This window comes from Streptomyces sp. MBT65 (assembly GCF_016612545.1).
Lineage (GTDB): Bacteria > Actinomycetota > Actinomycetes > Streptomycetales > Streptomycetaceae > Streptomyces.
Genome location: NZ_JAENRY010000061.1, coordinates 23,728 through 39,381 on the forward strand (window position 1 = coordinate 23,728; position 15,654 = coordinate 39,381).

At 70.2% G+C, this 15,654-nt stretch carries 13 protein-coding genes; 6 read left to right on the forward strand and 7 right to left on the reverse strand.

Features of this window, described 5'->3' with window-relative positions; all coding sequences use genetic code 11:
• Nucleotides 1–39: 39 nt before the first annotated feature.
• The 3 genes from JHN63_RS16190 to JHN63_RS16200 all read right to left on the reverse strand — a co-directional run bounded on the left by JHN63_RS16190 (nt 40) and on the right by JHN63_RS16200 (nt 4,968).
• On the reverse strand, nt 40–2,094 hold the full coding sequence (locus tag JHN63_RS16190) for an NADH:flavin oxidoreductase (RefSeq protein ID WP_200681767.1): 2,055 nt from the start codon (nt 2,092–2,094) through the stop codon (nt 40–42).
• A gap of 159 nt (nt 2,095–2,253) precedes the next feature.
• Complete coding sequence (locus tag JHN63_RS16195; RefSeq protein ID WP_200681776.1) at nt 2,254–3,003, reverse strand: IclR family transcriptional regulator; 750 nt, start codon at nt 3,001–3,003, stop codon at nt 2,254–2,256.
• Nucleotides 3,004–3,147: 144 nt separating this feature from the next.
• Nucleotides 3,148–4,968, reverse strand: coding sequence for a serine/threonine-protein kinase (locus JHN63_RS16200; RefSeq protein WP_234477059.1), 1,821 nt, complete (start codon nt 4,966–4,968; stop codon nt 3,148–3,150).
• Between the two features lie 141 nt (nt 4,969–5,109).
• Between JHN63_RS16200 and JHN63_RS16205 the strand changes: the two genes are divergently transcribed.
• Entirely contained in the window at nt 5,110–6,255 is a 1,146-nt protein-coding gene (locus JHN63_RS16205) for an FHA domain-containing protein (protein ID WP_200681768.1), read from the forward strand.
• A 51-nt stretch (nt 6,256–6,306) separates the two neighbouring features.
• Here the strand turns inward: JHN63_RS16205 and JHN63_RS16210 are convergent, their stop codons facing one another.
• Complete coding sequence (locus JHN63_RS16210; RefSeq protein WP_200681769.1) at nt 6,307–8,166, reverse strand: M1 family aminopeptidase; 1,860 nt, start codon at nt 8,164–8,166, stop codon at nt 6,307–6,309.
• A gap of 292 nt (nt 8,167–8,458) precedes the next feature.
• On the opposite strand from JHN63_RS16210, the gene JHN63_RS16215 reads away from it, so the two are divergent.
• The 3 genes from JHN63_RS16215 (at nt 8,459) to ppk2 (ending at nt 10,825) form a co-directional block, all read left to right on the forward strand.
• Complete coding sequence (locus JHN63_RS16215; protein WP_200681770.1) at nt 8,459–9,613, forward strand: inorganic phosphate transporter; 1,155 nt, start codon at nt 8,459–8,461, stop codon at nt 9,611–9,613.
• Between the two features lie 17 nt (nt 9,614–9,630).
• Nucleotides 9,631–9,864 (forward strand): hypothetical protein, encoded by a 234-nt coding sequence (locus JHN63_RS16220; protein ID WP_200681771.1) that lies wholly within the window; start codon nt 9,631–9,633, stop codon nt 9,862–9,864.
• Between the two features lie 70 nt (nt 9,865–9,934).
• Nucleotides 9,935–10,825, forward strand: coding sequence for a polyphosphate kinase 2 (gene ppk2, locus JHN63_RS16225; RefSeq protein ID WP_200681772.1), 891 nt, complete (start codon nt 9,935–9,937; stop codon nt 10,823–10,825).
• 24 nt (nt 10,826–10,849) lie between these two features.
• Here ppk2 and JHN63_RS16230 read toward each other — a convergent pair whose 3' ends face one another.
• Both JHN63_RS16230 and JHN63_RS16235 read right to left on the reverse strand, forming a co-directional pair.
• Nucleotides 10,850–11,236 carry a luciferase family protein gene (locus JHN63_RS16230; protein ID WP_043678676.1) on the reverse strand — a complete coding sequence of 129 codons (387 nt, stop codon included), beginning with the start codon at nt 11,234–11,236 and terminating at the stop codon, nt 10,850–10,852.
• A gap of 112 nt (nt 11,237–11,348) precedes the next feature.
• On the reverse strand, nt 11,349–12,635 hold the full coding sequence (locus JHN63_RS16235; protein ID WP_200681773.1) for an aminotransferase class I/II-fold pyridoxal phosphate-dependent enzyme: 1,287 nt from the start codon (nt 12,633–12,635) through the stop codon (nt 11,349–11,351).
• Between the two features lie 163 nt (nt 12,636–12,798).
• Here JHN63_RS16235 and JHN63_RS16240 point away from each other — a divergent pair, with 163 nt between their 5' ends.
• Nucleotides 12,799–14,277, forward strand: coding sequence for an AlkA N-terminal domain-containing protein (locus JHN63_RS16240; protein WP_307781900.1), 1,479 nt, complete (start codon nt 12,799–12,801; stop codon nt 14,275–14,277).
• Nucleotides 14,278–14,299: 22 nt separating this feature from the next.
• Nucleotides 14,300–14,785 (forward strand): methylated-DNA--[protein]-cysteine S-methyltransferase, encoded by a 486-nt coding sequence (locus JHN63_RS16245; RefSeq protein WP_200681774.1) that lies wholly within the window; start codon nt 14,300–14,302, stop codon nt 14,783–14,785.
• Between the two features lie 53 nt (nt 14,786–14,838).
• On the opposite strand, the gene JHN63_RS16250 is transcribed toward JHN63_RS16245, so the two are convergent.
• On the reverse strand, nt 14,839–15,567 hold the full coding sequence (locus JHN63_RS16250; protein ID WP_200681775.1) for a Sir2 family NAD-dependent protein deacetylase: 729 nt from the start codon (nt 15,565–15,567) through the stop codon (nt 14,839–14,841).
• Nucleotides 15,568–15,654: the final 87 nt, after the last annotated feature.

Sequence of the window (15,654 nt, forward strand, 5' to 3'; positions counted from 1 at the left end):
GGTACGACTGGGGAGTTGACGTGCGGACGGGGGTGGCGCTCAGACCGGCAGGCACAACCGCAGCGCGTCGTGGATCGCGGCGTGGATGTTGCGGGAGGCAACCGCGTCGCCGACGCGGAAGAGCTGGTAGCGGCCCGCCTCGTCGCGGACCACGGACTGCTGCTCGTTTCCCAGCAGGGCGCGGTGGTCGACCTCGCCCAAGTTGCTGGATCCGGCGAGGAGTTCGACGTACAGCTCGTCCGCCGGCAGGGTTCCGTGCTCCACGATCACGTGGTCCACGATCCGCTCGGTCTCGGCCTCGGTGTACTCGCTGTAGAGGGTCGCGGCCAGCCGTCCGTCCCCCGTGCGACGCACGGAGCGCAGCCGTCGGGCGAGCGTGATGGTGACACCGTGCGCGGTGAACGCCCTTAGATAAGCGGGGGAGTTCATGCTGCCGACGTCGGGGGCGAGAGCGCGCTCCGGGGTGACGTACTCGATCCGGAGGTCGGGCGATGCCGTGAGGACCTCCACGGCGTCCATCGCCGGGTAGCCGCCGTGGTCGTCGTAGACCAGGATCTCGCCGCGCGGGCGGCGCAGCGAGCCCGTCATCACGTCCCAGGTGTCGGAGACCAGGTCCCCGCCCGCGGTGAGGAAAGTGCGGTTGGGCGTGCCTCCGGTGGCGACGATCACGAGGTCGGGGTGTTCGGCGAGGACGTCGTCGGCCTCGGCGTACGTGCCCAGGCGCAGGTCGACGCCGAGGATCTTGCATTCGGCGAGGCGCCAGTCGACGATCTGGATCAGGTCGGCCCGGCGTGGGTTCGACGCGGCGAGCCTGATCTGTCCGCCGGGCTGGTCGCTCGCCTCGAACAGGACGACGTCGTGGCCGCGTTCGCCCAGTACCCGTGCCGCTTCCAGTCCGGCCGGTCCCGCTCCGACGACAACTGCCTTTCTGCGGCGGCCGGTTGTGGAGGGGATGAGGTGGGGCAGGTGGAGTTCGCGGCCGACGGACGGGTTGTGGACGCACTTGGTGTCGCCGGAGTCGTAGATCGCGTCGAGGCAGTAACTCGCCCCGACGCAGGGGCGGATGCGGTCCTCCTGGCCGGACTTCACCTTGGCGACCAGGTGCGGATCGGCGATCTGCGCACGGGTCATGCCGACCAGATCGAGCAGTCCCTCGCGCAGGGCGTGCCGCGCGGTGGCGACATCGGCGATGCGTGCCGCGTGCATCACGGGGACGGAGAGGCGCCGCTTGATCTCGCCGGTGAAGTCCAGATACGGACCGAGCGGGGTGCCGATGGACGGGATGGCCTTAGCCAGGGACGCGTCCCGCTCGATGGAGCCGTGGATGGTGCTGATGAAGTCGATGCCGTCGGCGGCGTATTGCCGGGCGGCGGTGATCGCCTCGTCGAATGTGAGGCCGCCAAGTTGTGCCTCGTCCAGCGACATTCGTATCCCGACGATGAAATCCGGGCCGACGGCTTCGCGCACCGCGCGGATCACCCTGCGCGGAAACGCCATGCGGTTGTCGAGACCGCCGCCCCACTCGTCGTCGCGGTGGTTGGTCGCGGGGGAGAGGAAGCTGTCCAACAGGTGGCCGTACGCCTCCAGTTCGATGCCGTCGAGGCCGCCCTCCCGGCAACGGACCGCAGCCGAAGCGTAGTCGGCGACGATCCGGTCCAGGTCCCAGGACTCGGCGGCCTTGGGGAAGGCGCGGTGCGCGGGTTCGCGCAGCGGTGAGGCGGAGACCACCGGGAGCCAGTCGCCGGTGAAGTTGCTGGTGCGGCGGCCGAGATGGGTGACCTGGCACATGACGGCGGCCCCCGCCTCGTGCACGTCGTCGGCGAGCCGGCGCAGCCACGGGACGATGTCGTCGCGGTACAGGAGCAGGTTGCCGAACGCCGGCGGGCTGTCGGGCGAGACGACCGCCGAGCCGCCGATCATCGTGAGACCGACCCCGCCCCGCGCCTTCTCCAGGTGGTAGGCCCGGTAGCGGTCCTTGGGCATGCCGTCCTCGCCGAACGCCGGTTCGTGGGAGGTGCTGACCACGCGGTTGCGCAGGGTGAGGTGCTTGAGCCGGAAGGGCTGGAGCAGGGGATCCAGGGTGGTTGAGGGCACGGCTGCTCCTCGAAGGATGCTGTGTCGCTGTTTCGCGATGCAAAACAGCATCGCCATACGAGACAAATGGTGGAGCTGGGAATCCCCGGCCGTCAAGAGCCCGCCGTGTTAACTCGCCGTGCGCGCGGCGCTCATCCGCGTTTCACGTGCCCACGGTGCTCATCCGCGTTTTACGTGCCCCCGGCGCCAGGAGATCTTCGCGGCGGCCGCCAGCAGCTGTTCCGCGAGACCGGGCACGGTGTCCTCGTCGATGCGGAAGGTCGGTCCGGACAGGGTCACGGCCCCGATGACCTTGCCGTCCAGGGCGCGGATCGGGGCGGCGATGGCGGCCAGTCCGATCTCGTGCTCCTCGCTGGTGGTGGCGTAGCCCCGGTCGCGGATCGTCTCCAGCGCTGCCGCGAGGGTCGTCGGGTCGACGATCGTGTGCGGGGTGTACTTCTCCGTCCCCCTGGCGAAGATCTCCGTGACCTGGTCGGGGGTCATGTGCGCCAGGAAGAGCTTGCCCGCCGCGGTGGCGTGCAGCGGAGCACGTCGGCCGACCCAGTCGATGCTCGTGATCGCCGCCGCGCCGATCGCCTGGTCGATGGTGATCACGTCGTGTCCGTCGTGGATCGCGACGTTAACGGTGTCGCCCACGGCCGCGGCCAGTTCCTGGCAGACGGGACGGCTCAGCAGGGAGAGGTCGTTCACCTTGCTCGCTCCGGCGGCGAGTTCGACCATCGTGTACCCGATGCGGTACCGCCCGCGCTCGGTGTCCTGCTCGACCAGGCCTCGTGACTCCAGGGTCGCCAGCAGCCGGAACACGGTCGACTTGTGGATCCCCAGTTCCTCGGCGATCTCGGTCACACCGCTGGGACCCCGCGTGGCCAGCACCTGGAGGATCGACACCGCCCGGTCGACGGACTGCACCGAGTGATCACGTGGGCGGGTCCCGTTGCTGGTCATGGCGGAAGGGTAACCGAGCTGCGGACACCGGCCGCGAGCCCCGGACGACCGGTTCCGGGCCCCTCGTGCGCGGGTGCCCGACTCGACCGTCAGGCCGTCACCCGACCGTCAGGCCGTCTTCCAGAGGGTCAGCTCGGTGACGTAGTCGCGGGCCGCGACGCCGGAGGCGTCCTTCCGGACGACGACGTCCTTGATCTCGAGCAGGGCCAGGTTCTTCTCGTCGGTGACGGTGCACAGCAGCGTGCCCTTGGTCAGCTCCTTGGCCTGGTCGGCGTCGGCGAGTTGGGAGGGCAGCGCGTTCGCCGCCGCGCCCTCGGCGCACTGTTCCGGCGTGGGGCCCGCGCTCTTTCCCGTGGTCGTCACGAGGTTCAGCGTGTGGGCGGTGCCCCACTCCGCGTACTGTAGCTCGGCCCCGGTCGTCGAGCTGGAGGCGTGGGTGTCGATCCGCGGTGCGTCCAGGTCGACGTTGGTGTACGAGCTGCGGCCGGTGGTGAACTGGGCGCGCAGGGTGAGGGGTTTGGCCTTGAAGACCGTGGTGTAGCCGCTCGGCGTGGCGGTGGTGCTCGTGCCTGTGCTCGTGCTGGGGGACGAGGCGGTCTTTCGGTCGCTTCCCTTGGCGGCGGTGTCTTTGTCCTTGTCGTCGTCGCGGGTGAGGACCCAGGCCGCGGCGGCCACGACCACGACGGCCAGCGCGGCGGCGCCGACGACCAGCGGGGTCCGCTTGCGTGGTGGTGCCGTAGCCGAGGGCCCCGGCGCGAACGAGGGCGCCGGGTCGGACGGGGGCCGTGTCGGGGCGTGCTGCGTCGGCTCGCCGGACCCCGATCCCGGTACGTGCGTGGGCGTATACCCGCCGGGCGCCGGCGAGTTGGGCCCCACGGCGCCATCGCCCCCGCCGCTCCCGGCCCCATCATTCCGAGCCCCGCCACCAGGCGGCACGGTCGTCGCACCAGCGGCACCCGCCCCCGTCGAGGCACCCGCGAGGCTGGCGTCCCCCTCCAACGCCCCCTGCTCACCCGCGATTCGCTCCTGCCGGGCGATGTCCTCCGCGACCGCCGCAGGCAGCCAGCCGGTGAAGTCCCGCAACGGGCGCTCGGCCAACTCCGTGCACAGTGCGGCCAGTTCGGCCGGGGTAGGGCGGGCGGCCGGGTCGGCGGTCAGGGTGCGTTCCAGGACCGTGCGCAGCGGCTCGGGGTAAGACGTCAGGTCCGGTGGGCGGAACTCGGTGTTGGCGATCTTCGTGGCCAGGGTGATGGCCCCCGAGTCGCCGTACGGATGGCGGCCGGTCGCGGCCACAGCGGCGATCAGGCCGAGGGAGAAGACATCGGCGGCCGGGGTCTGCTCCTGGCCGTTCGCGTGCTCCGGCGACATGAACTGCGGGGTGCCGATCAGCCCGCCGCTGCGGGTGAGTTGGGTGGCGTCGGCAGCCCGCGCGATGCCGAAGTCGATGATCCAGGGGCCGTCGGAACCGATGAGGATGTTGCTCGGCTTCATGTCCCGGTGGATGACACCGGCCTGGTGCACGGCCTGCAGCGCCTCCGCCGCACAGCCGGTCAACTGGAGCACCGTGGGCAGCGGGAGCGTCCCGTACCGGGCGAGGACCTGATCCAGGGCGAGGCCGGGGACGTAGACGGTGGCGAGCCACGGCTGTGGTCCGCTGGTGTCGTGGTCGACGACCGGGACGATGTGATAGCCCCGCACCCGGCGCGCGGCGGCCGCCTCCTGCTCGAAGCGGCGGCGGAACTCCTCGTCCTGGGCGTACTCCCGGCGGATCACCTTCAGGGCGACCGGCTGGTTGCCGCGCGTGCGCGAGAGATAGACGGAACCCATGCCGCCCTCGCCGATCCGGGCCAGCAGCCGGTAACCGGCCACGTCCTGTGGGTCGTCGGGGCCCAACGGTCTCAAGTGGTCGGCGTTTCCAGCGTTGTTCAAGATGATCGGCCCCCCTCGCCAGGCGAGTGATCGTACCGGTGCAACCCGGTCATCCGGAAGGGTTCGAGGAGATCAAGGAACTACGGTGAACTTCGGCGAGAATGAGGGTAGTTGACGGTCCCGTCGGACGGTGAGGCGCGCATGGAACACCACCTGGCCCCTTCGGCGGAGGGCGCCGACTATCTGCTGGAGCTCTCCAACGTCGTACGTCAGACCTCCATCGGCCCCCGAGGACCGCGCTCGCTGAGCCGACTCGGCCTCGTCCTGCGGGCGCTGACGGAACTCACCGGGGACCCCGACGTCTCCGTCTACCTTGTCGCCGACACCAGTCTGCTGGGCGGGCACCGGGAGTTCGGCGATCCGGCCGAGGTCCGGCGGCTGCGCCGGTGGGTGGCCGAGGGGCTGGTCGAGGAGGTGGACGACGCCGACGAGCGCGTCCTGGACCTGGCACGGATGACCGGTACCCGGGTCGTCACCGGGGACCAGTACGTCGACCATCGCGTCGAACACCCCTGGATCCAGGGCAACACCTGGCAGTTCCTCAGACCCGAGCCCCGCCCCGACGGCTCGGTCGCCCTGGTGGCCATGGACATGGGCGTCCGCACGGAGGCCGAGATCTCCTACCGCATGGAACTCGCGGCCCTCAAGAAACAGGGCCTGCTCGGCCCGGCCCGCACCCCGCTGACCGAGGTCATCATGCGCAACTGGCGCTGCCCGGAACCCCGTTGCACGCTCTACGACGTCCACCGGGGCGACCGCGTCCTGCTGCCGCGCATGCGGCGCGGTGTCCCCACCTGCGAACTGCACGGCGCCCCGCTGTCCGACGAGGGACCGAGGCCCGCCGCCGCCCAGCTCAAGGTCGTCATCAACCGTGTCTGCGTGGCCCGTTACACCCTCGACGAGGGCTCCGAGGCGCATGTCGGACGGCTGCCGGGACCGGCGGGCATCGCCCTGCACAGTCTGCTGGCGCCGGAGGTCTCCGCGCAGGTCAGCCGCCGGCATGTGGCGCTCTCCGCGCGCGGCGGGACGGTCCTGGTCCGTGATGTCAGCACCTACGGGACGCGGATGCGCGGAGCCGGCCGTAGAGGCGTGCATGGTCCTTGGGAGACGCTGCCGCCCGGAGCCGACCGGTCCTTCCGGCCCGGCGACGAGGTCGAACTCGCCCCCGGTGTCGTGCTCACCCGCAGCGGCCGGCGTTTCCCCGCCGAACTCGCCGACGCCTGGCGCACGGAGGCCGGCGGGACCGCCGTACCGCCGACCGCGGCGGCACCCACGCGACGGGTCTGACCGAGAAGGGGGGTTGGCGGCACTGCCAACCCCCCTTCCGTCAGCCGATGATCAGCCGACGATGCGGTGCGTCGTCCAGAACGAGGTCAGGTCCGTGGTCGTCGCGGCCTGGGCCGCCGCCTTGAACTCGGCCGTGGTCGAGACGCCGTACCAGTGTGAAGTGGCGTAGTCCTTCAGGAGTTTGGCCATCACCGTGTCACCGAGGGTGCGGCGCAGATCGTGCAGGGCGCACTTTCCGTAGCCGTAGACGACGGTGGAGTAGCGGGACGAGTGGGCGTCCCAGTACGCCATCGAGTTGGTGATGTTCTCCGCCGAGGAGGACCAGGAGACGTTGTTCCAGCAGTTGGTGCCGGTCAGGCCCTGGGCCAGGTCGGTGGCGTAGTCGGTGAACGACTCGTCCAGCCAGGGGCTGTTGTACTCGTCGTCGCCGACGATGCCGTAGAACCACTGGTGGCCGATCTCATGGGTGAGGGCCGTGGTGCTGACCAGGTCGAGGACGAAGCCGGGGTACTCCATGCCGCCGAACCAGAAGTTGTTGTCGATGACGGCGTCCAACTCGCCGTACGGGTAGGCCCCGAAGCGGCCCGCGTGGGCGTCGACCGCCGACTTGGCGGTGGTGAGCATCGACTGGGCGTTGGCGGAGCTGATGCCCGTCACCGAGTAGATGTTGATCGGGGTGCCCGCCGTCGACGTACCCGAGATCTTGGTGAACGGGCCCGCCGCCCACGCGAAGTCGCGGACCTTGGACGCGGTGGCCGTGGTGATCGTGCGACCGCTGGAGCCGGCGGTGTCGACCGAGGCGCCGGTGGCCGGGACCAGCAGGGTGGTCGGGTGGTCCAGGGTCACCTTGAAGTCGGCGGCCAGGGAGTAGAAGGACTCGCCGTTGTTCGTGTACGGGTCCAGGTGCCAGCCCGAGCCGTCCTTGATCGCGAGGACCGGCAGCGCGTTGCCGATCATGCTGAACGCGCCGTCGTAGCCGAACCGGTCGGCGCCGCTCGGGACGGTGATCCCCAAGTCGAAGCCGATCGTGGTCGATTGACCCTGCGCGAGGGGAGTGGGGAGTGCGATCTGCAGGGCCGTGCAGGCGACCGAGAGGGCGCCCGCGGTGCCGCCGGTGACGTTGGTGACCGTGATCGGCGGGGCGGAGCAGGTGCCGTGGTAGTTGTCCCACAGCCGCAGGTACACCTCGGTGAGCGGGGTGGCCGAGGCGTTGGTGAAGGTCGTGCTCTCGTGGCCGGTCCAGACCGTGCCGGCGGTGTTGCTGCTCAGACTCACGGTGTACGCCGGGGCGGCCGGTGTACGCGTCGAGTCGGCCGGCGGGGCGGTGTCGCCGGAGGTGTTGAGGGCGATGTCGTCCAGGACGAAGCTCGTCTGGAGGCTGGAGTCCTCGACGCCGGAGAAGGCGAGGCTCACGGTCTGGCCCGCGAACGACGACACGTCGAACGACTTCTGGACGTAGCCGGTGGCCTTGTTCAGGTTCGAGTAGGTCGCGAGGGTCGTGCTGCCGATCTTCGCCGTGAGCTTGTCGTACGCGGTGGACGAGGTCGTCTCGGCGGTGTCGATGTGCAGCCAGAAGGTGAGCGTGGCACTGGCGCAGCCGGACGGGATCGTCACGCTCTGGGAGAGCGTGTCGGTGTGCGTGCCGCCGGTGCCGTCCAGCCAGGCGAAGCTGGTGCCGCCGTGGGCGCTCTGCCCGGTGCGGCTGGTGATGACGGTCGTCGAGGACTGGGTCCAGGACGTGGTGCCGCTCTCGAAGCCGCCGTTGGCGACCACCTGCGCCGGGGTGCAGGCGGCGGCCACGGGAGCCGCGGACTGCGCGGCGGCGGCCGGGGTGACGGGCAGCGAGAGGGCGGCCACCGCGGCGACGGCGAAGACGCCGGCTGCGAAGGCCTTGTGGGGGGTGGGTCTCACACGGAACTCCTTATACGGCGGCCGGGATCCCGGCCTGCTCGGTGGCCGCCCGGCCGGACTGGGTGTGCCGGTGGGTGGCCTCGGGAACGCGCGTAGCTGTTGCGTGATCGCGGGGGAAGCTTCGCAGATTTGACCGGGGCATGCCATAAAAAGATGGAAGTGTGCGCATGAAGTGGAGGAAGGTGCGAACGGGGGCCGGAGGGTGCCGTTCGTACGCCTACGTTGACCGGGCCATGCCTGGATTTGGCCTCCGGTTGGCCGAATGTACGCCTTCGATTGCTTCCATCGAGCGATGGACCACATCACGTTCCTCGTGGCGGTCGTCATCGTCACGGCCTTGGCCTTCGACTTCACCAACGGATTCCACGACACCGCCAACGCGATGGCGACGTCCATCGCGACCGGGGCGCTGAAGCCCAAAACGGCGGTTCTGATCAGTGGAGCTCTCAATATCGTCGGCGCCTTCCTCTCCACGGAAGTCGCCAAGACGATCTCCGGCGGCATCGTCGACGACACCCTGGTCACTCCGGGGATGATCTTCGCGGGGCTCGTCGGCGCGATCCTGTGGAATCTGCTGACCTGGCTGCTGGGTCTCCCGTCCAGTTCCTCGCACGCCCTGTTCGGTGGCCTGATCGGCGCGGTCTGGGTCGGCGCGGGCTCGAACGGGGTCCACTTCGACAAGGTCGTGGAGAAGATCCTGATCCCCGCGGTCGCCTCCCCGCTCGTGGCCGGGATCGCCGCTCTCCTCGCCACCTACCTCGCCTACAAGATCACCGCCCGGGCCCGCAAGGACTCGGTCACCAAGGGCTTCCGGCTCGGCCAGATCGCCTCGGCCTCGCTGGTCTCGCTCGCGCACGGCACGAACGACGCCCAGAAGACGATGGGCGTCATCACCCTGACCCTGATCTCGGTGGGCTCGCTCGGCCACGACGCCGGTCCGCCGGTCTGGGTCATCGCCTCGGCGGGACTCGCGATCGGCCTCGGCACCTACATCGGCGGCTGGCGCATCATCCGCACGATGGGCAAGGGCCTCACCGACATCCAGTCCCCGCAGGGCTTCGCGGCCGAGGCCGCCTCCACGACCGTCATCCTCACCTCCGCCCACCTGGGCTTCGCGCTCTCCACCACCCAGGTCTGCTCCGGCGGCATCCTCGGCGCGGGTCTGGGCAGGCGACTTGCGGAGGTGCGCTGGGGCACCGCGGGCCGCATGGTCATCGCCTGGCTGGTCACCCTCCCGGCCGCCGCCGCGGTCGGCGGTCTGTCCGCGACCGTCGTCAAGCACGGCGGCAACCTCGGTACGGCCCTGATCGCGCTGATCGCCGCCGCCGTGGCCGGATTCATCGTGATCGCCTCGCGCCGCAACCCGGTGCACGCGGACAACGTGAACGAGACCCACGAGGTCACCATCCGCAGCGAGGCGTCCTCGGACGTCCGTACGGCCGCCTGAGCCAAGGGAGTCGACTGATGAGCCTGGACTGGAACGCCCTCGGCGAGGTCGCCGCGGTGAGCATCGGTGTGACCGTCGGCGTGGTCGCCGTCTTCGCGCTGGGCATCCTGGGCCTCGCCCAGGTCGAGGCCGCCCGCGAACAGGACGGCGGTACGCACGCCCTCGGCTTCGCACAGGCGGGGTTGTGCTTTCTCGCGTGTGCGGCTGTCGTGGCATACGGCATCTATCTGATCGTGCCGCAGTTCCACTGAGCGCGACCGATCACCAGGGATCACCGCCGATCACCTCTGAGCCACTGAACCCCCTTGAGAGGAGGCCGGGATGACTGAACTGCTGACCGGGCTGCGGGTCGACTACACCGACGCCGACGACCCCGTGCTGGTGCGGCCCGACGGCAGCACGGTGGACACCTGGCGGGAGAACTACCCGTACGAACAGCGCATGGAGCGCAAGGAGTACGACTGGCACAAGCGGCTCCAGCAGATAGAACTGCTGAAGCTGCAACGCTGGATCAAGGAGACCGGGCGCCGGCTCGTCATCGTCTGCGAGGGGCGGGACGCGGCCGGCAAGGGCGGCACGATCAAGCGGTTCACCGAGCACCTGAACCCGCGTGGCGCCCGCGTGGTCGCCCTGGAGAAGCCGAGCGAGCGCGAGAGCGGTCAGTGGTACTTCCAGCGCTACGTCCAGCATCTGCCGACCGCCGGCGAGATCGTGCTGTTCGACCGGTCCTGGTACAACCGGGCGGGCGTGGAGCGCGTGATGGGGTTCTGCTCGGACGACGAGTACCGCCGTTTCATGCGCCAGGCCCCGCTGTTCGAGCGGATGCTGGCGGACGACGGCGTCGACCTGATCAAGTTCTGGTTCTCCGTCTCACAAGGTGAACAGCGCACCCGTTTCACGATCCGCCAGGTGGATCCCGTACGGCAGTGGAAGCTCAGCCCGATGGATCTGGCCTCGCTGGACCGCTGGGACGACTACACGGCCGCCAAGGTCGCCATGTTCCGGGAGACCGACACGGAGTACGCGCCCTGGACCGTGGTGAAGAGCAACGACAAGAAGCGGGCCCGCGTGGAGGCCATGCGCAGTGTGCTGGCCCGCTTCGACTACGCCGACAAGGACGAGGAGGTCGTCGGCAGCCCCGATCCCCGCATCGTGGGCGAGGCGGCCACCCTGCTGGAGGCGGGGGAGGACGACACGGCGGCGGTGTTCTAGGGGCGTGCGCCTTCTGGGCGGGTCCTAGTCGCCGTCGCGCGGCACGAGTGTCACCCGGTGGAAGTTGCAGCCGGTCATGGGCGGGCTCCCGGACGGGGGCCCGCCCGCGTGTGCCTTGAGGGCGACGCTGACCAGGCTCAGCAGCAGGTCGACGTCCGTCTCGCAGTCCAGGTGGACGGTCACCCAGCGGGAGCCCGGGATGATCCGGATCGCGGTCGACTCGCTGAGATCGTGGTGGAACCGGAGGATGGCCCCGACGGTGAGATGCAGGTCCACATCGTGGTCGGAGTGGAAATGCACGATCTCGCTGTGGGCGGACCGGAGCGCCCGCCCCGTGCCGCAACTGGCCGGGACCGCGCTGAGGTCGCGCCAGCCTTCCAGTCGCTGCATGGCTCGCTCGGCCAGGGTCATGTCCCTATCGTGGACTGCTCACCGCTTCGCAACCAGAGGTTGAGCGATTTGTAACCGGGGCGTGAGGTACCGCACACCTTGAGAGCATCAGGTGTGCGGTGCGCGAAACGGGTCAACTCCCCTCGGTCGCAAGCTTTTCGTACCCCACCAGCCGTACGCAGGTCGCCACTCCCTCGATGATCTCCTCGATCTCCGAGGCGTCCGGGAAGGAGGGGGCGATCCGGATCGTCCGGTCCCTGGGGTCGTCGCCGTACGGATGCGTGGCGCCCGCCGGTGTCAGCGCGAGACCGGCGTCGGCCGCGCGGCGCACCACCTCGCGGGCGCACCCGTCGAGGACGTCGAGGGTGATGAAGTAGCCGCCCTTGGGCGTGGACCAGGTCGCGAGGCCGGTGTCGCCGAGCCGCTCGGTGAGGATGCGCAGCACGGTGTCGAACTTCGGCCGCAGCAGCTCACGGTGCTTGCGCATATGGGCCCGCACGCCGTCCGCGTCGCGCAGGAACAGCGCGTGCCGCAGTTGGTTGATCTTGTCGGGGCCGATCGAGCGCTTGGCGCTGCAACCGCGCAGCCAGGCCACGTTGGCCGCCGACGAACCGAAGAAGCCCACGCCCGCACCGGCCAGCGTGATCTTCGAGGTGGACCCGAAGACGAAGGCCCGGTCCGGGTGCCCGTTGTCGGAGCAGGCGGCCAACAGGTCGGCGATCTCCACCTCTTCGTCGGTGAGGTGGTGCACGGCGTACGCGTTGTCCCAGAAGATCCGGAAGTCGGGCGCCGCGGTCGGCATGGCGGCGAGCCGTCGTACGACCTCGTCGCTGTAGCAAGTCCCGTCAGGGTTGCTGTACTTGGGCACGCACCAGATGCCCTTGACCGCCGGGTCCTCGGCGACGAGGCGCTCCACGACATCCATGTCGGGACCCTCGGCGGTCATCGGCACCGGGATCATCTCGATGCCGAAGCGCGCGCACAGCGCGAAGTGCCGGTCGTAGCCGGGGACCGGGCACAGGAACGCGATCCGCTCCTCGTCCGCCCAGCGGCGCGCCGCCCCCGGCAGGGTGCCCAGCAGCGCGTGCACCAGACAGTCGTGCATCAGCTCCAGGCTGGAGTTGCCCACGGCGAGCAGCTGCTCGGCCGGCACCTGGAGGAACCCGGCGAAGATCTGCCGCAGTTCCGACAGCCCGTCCGCGCCACCGTAGTTGCGGCAGTCCGTGCCGTCGGCGGAGGTGTAGCGGCCGGCGGGCAGCGTGAGCAGTTCGGCGGACAGGTCGAGCTGCCGGGCGGAGGGCTTGCCGCGGGTCAGGTCGAGCGACAGCTTCTTCGTGAGGAGGGCTTCGTAGTCGCTCCGGGCCGTGTCGAGGAGGGCCGGGAGGGAGTCGGCGCTGTGCGCTGGTGAGGGAGGGGTCACGGAGGTCGACGCTACAAAGCCGGGAGTCGCACCACAAACGCATAACCGCCCGCGCCCCTTACCCTGCTGCCGGAAGCGTGGTGATCCGTGCCCGACCAGGCCACACAAGGCTGATGTCGGATTCCCGCCAGCCCCGGACCGCCCGGTGTCGGATGCTGGACGTATGCAGAACGGGATGCACACCGACACGGAGCGTTGTGTGCGCGCGGTCCAGTCGAAGGACGCGCGCTTCGACGGCTGGTTCTTCACGGCCGTCCTGACCACCCGCATCTACTGCCGGCCGAGCTGCCCGGTCGTACCGCCCAAGCCGGAGAACATGACGTTCTACCCGAGCGCGGCGGCCTGCCAGCAGGCGGGTTTCCGGGCCTGCAAGCGCTGCCGCCCGGACACCAGCCCCGGCTCCCCGGAGTGGAACCAGCGGGCCGACCTGGTCGCCCGCGCGATGCGTCTGATCGCCGACGGAACGGTGGACCGCGAGGGCGTCCCCGGCCTCGCCGCCCGCCTCGGCTACAGCACCCGGCAGATCGAACGCCAGCTCCTCGCCGAACTCGGCGCCGGGCCCCTGGCGTTGGCCCGCGCCCAACGCGCCCAGACGGCAAGGCTGTTGATCGAGACGACCGCGCTCCCGATGGCGGAGATCGCCTTCGCCGCCGGCTTCTCCTCGATCCGCACCTTCAACGACACCGTGCGCGACGTCTTCGCCCTGTCCCCGAGCGAACTGCGCAACAGGCGCCCGAAGACAGCCGTGTTGACCCCCGGCACGCTCACCCTCCGGCTGCCGTTCCGCGCCCCGCTCAACCCCGACAACCTCTTCGGCCATCTGGCGGCGACCGCCGTACCGGGCGTGGAGGAGTGGCGGGCCGGCGCGTACCGCCGCACCCTCCGCCTCCCCTACGGCCACGGCATCGTGTCCCTCACTCCCCGGTCCGACCACATCGCCTGCCGCCTCACCCTCAGCGACCTGCGGGACCTGCCGGTGGCGATCAGCCGCTGCCGCCGCATGCTCGACCTGGACGCCGATCCGGTCGCGGTGGACGACCAGTTGCGTACGGATCCGGTGCTGGCGCCGCTGGTGGACAAGGCGCCGGGCCGACGCGTGCCGCGCACGGTCGACGAGGCGGAGTTCGCCGTACGGGCCGTCCTCGGTCAGCAGGTCTCCACGGCGGCGGCCCGCACCCACGCGGCCCGCCTTGTCACCGCGCACGGCGAACCGGTCGACGACCCCGAGGGCGGTCTGACCCACCTCTTCCCGTCCCCGGAGTCACTGGCGGCACTGAACCCGGAGACCCTGGCGATGCCGAACACCCGCCGCACCACGTTCACCACACTCGTGGCCCAACTCGCCGACGGCACTCTCCACTTGGGCGTGGAGAGCGACTGGGCGGAGACCCGGACCCGACTCCTCGCCCTCCCCGGCTTCGGCCCCTGGACGGCCGACGTCATCGCGATGCGCGCCCTGGGCGACCCCGACGCCTTCCTCCCCACCGACCTCGGAATCCGCCGCGCCGCCCAGGAGTTGGGCCTCCCGTCGACCCCGGCCGCCCTGACGGCGCGCGCGGCGGCGTGGCGGCCGTGGCGGGCGTACGCGGTCCAGTACCTGTGGGCGACGGACAGTCACCCGATCAACTTCCTTCCCGTGTAAGCCGTTCAAGGAAGCCGAGAGCATGAAACAGCACACCGTGACCGACAGCCCGTACGGCCCGCTGACCCTCGTCGCCGACGAGGACGGCGTCCTCTGCGGCCTCTACATGGTCGACCAACGCCACCGCCCACCGCAGGAGAACTTCGGCCCCCGGGACGACACCCCCTTCGCCTCCGCGATCGACGAGCTACAGGCCTATTTCGCGGGCGAGTTGAAGGAGTTCACCCTCGAACTGCGCCTGCACGGAACCCCGTTCCAACGCACGGTCTGGGACCGACTCCGCCGCATCCCCTACGGCGAGACCCGCTCCTACGGCGACCTCGCCGACGCCCTCGGCAACCCGGGCGCCTCCCGCGCGGTGGGCCTCGCCAACGGCAAGAACCCCATCGGGATCATCGTCCCCTGCCACCGGGTCGTCGGCGCGAACGGCAGCCTCACGGGGTACGGCGGCGGGTTGGAGCGCAAGCAGCGGCTGTTGGACTTCGAGAGCGGGTCGGCGTTGTTCTAGATGCCCTGGCGGGGCGCGGCTCTGCTGGACCTCCTGCCCGAGGTGGCGCTGTGCTAGCTGCTCCGCAGGGTGTCCAGAAGTTCCGGCAGGGCCGTCCCGATCGGCTCCCGTACGACCTCGTCGGCGCGGTCGTCGTACGGGGTCGGCTCGGCGTTGACGATGACCAGCCGTGCCCCGTGATCGGCGGCGACACCGGCGAGCCCGGCGGCGGGATGTACCTGGAGACTGCTCCCGACGGCGATGAACACCTGGCAGGCCTTGGTGATGGCGACGGCCTCGCCCAGGACGACGGGGTCGAGCCGCTCACCGAAGAAGACGGTCGCCGACTTGAGGATCCCGCCGCACTCCAGGCAGGCGGGATCGTCCTCACCGGCGTCGACCCGGGCCAGGGCGTCCGCCATCGGCCCCCGCACATGGCACCCGGTGCACCTGAACTCCCGGGCGGTGCCGTGCAGTTCGATGACCTTGCGGGCGGGGAGGCCGGCGAGCTGGTGCAGGCCGTCCACGTTCTGCGTGATGACCCGCACGGGTACGCCGGACTTCTCCAGGTCGACGACGGCCCGGTGCGCGGCGTTGGGCTCGGCCTGGAGCGTGCGGTTCTCGCGCCGCATCTGCCACGACCGGCGGCGGATCTCCGGGTCGCCCATGTAGTACTCGTAGGTCACGAGCTTCTCGGCCTCGGGGTCGCGCCGCCACAGCCCGTTGGGGCCGCGGTAGTCGGGGATGCCGGAGTCGGTGGAGATACCCGCCCCACTGAGAAGGGCGACAAGGGGCTTGCTCATGCAGCAGAGCGTAGGTCGGCGGGGTCGGGGCGGCGAGTGGATATCGCGGTACGGGGGGAAGGGCTGGTCGCGGGAGAGGAGGTGAAC

Coding starts and splice junctions, on each gene's coding strand:
- JHN63_RS16245 (WP_200681774.1), top strand. CDS start 14,300: ATGAAACAGCACACCGTGACCGACAGCCCGTACGGCCCGCTGACCCTC.
- JHN63_RS16240 (WP_307781900.1), top strand. CDS start 12,799: ATGCAGAACGGGATGCACACCGACACGGAGCGTTGTGTGCGCGCGGTC.
- JHN63_RS16215 (WP_200681770.1), top strand. CDS start 8,459: ATGGACCACATCACGTTCCTCGTGGCGGTCGTCATCGTCACGGCCTTG.
- ppk2 (WP_200681772.1), top strand. CDS start 9,935: ATGACTGAACTGCTGACCGGGCTGCGGGTCGACTACACCGACGCCGAC.
- JHN63_RS16220 (WP_200681771.1), top strand. CDS start 9,631: ATGAGCCTGGACTGGAACGCCCTCGGCGAGGTCGCCGCGGTGAGCATC.
- JHN63_RS16205 (WP_200681768.1), top strand. CDS start 5,110: ATGGAACACCACCTGGCCCCTTCGGCGGAGGGCGCCGACTATCTGCTG.
- JHN63_RS16230 (WP_043678676.1), bottom strand. CDS start 11,236: ATGACCCTGGCCGAGCGAGCCATGCAGCGACTGGAAGGCTGGCGCGAC.
- JHN63_RS16250 (WP_200681775.1), bottom strand. CDS start 15,567: ATGAGCAAGCCCCTTGTCGCCCTTCTCAGTGGGGCGGGTATCTCCACC.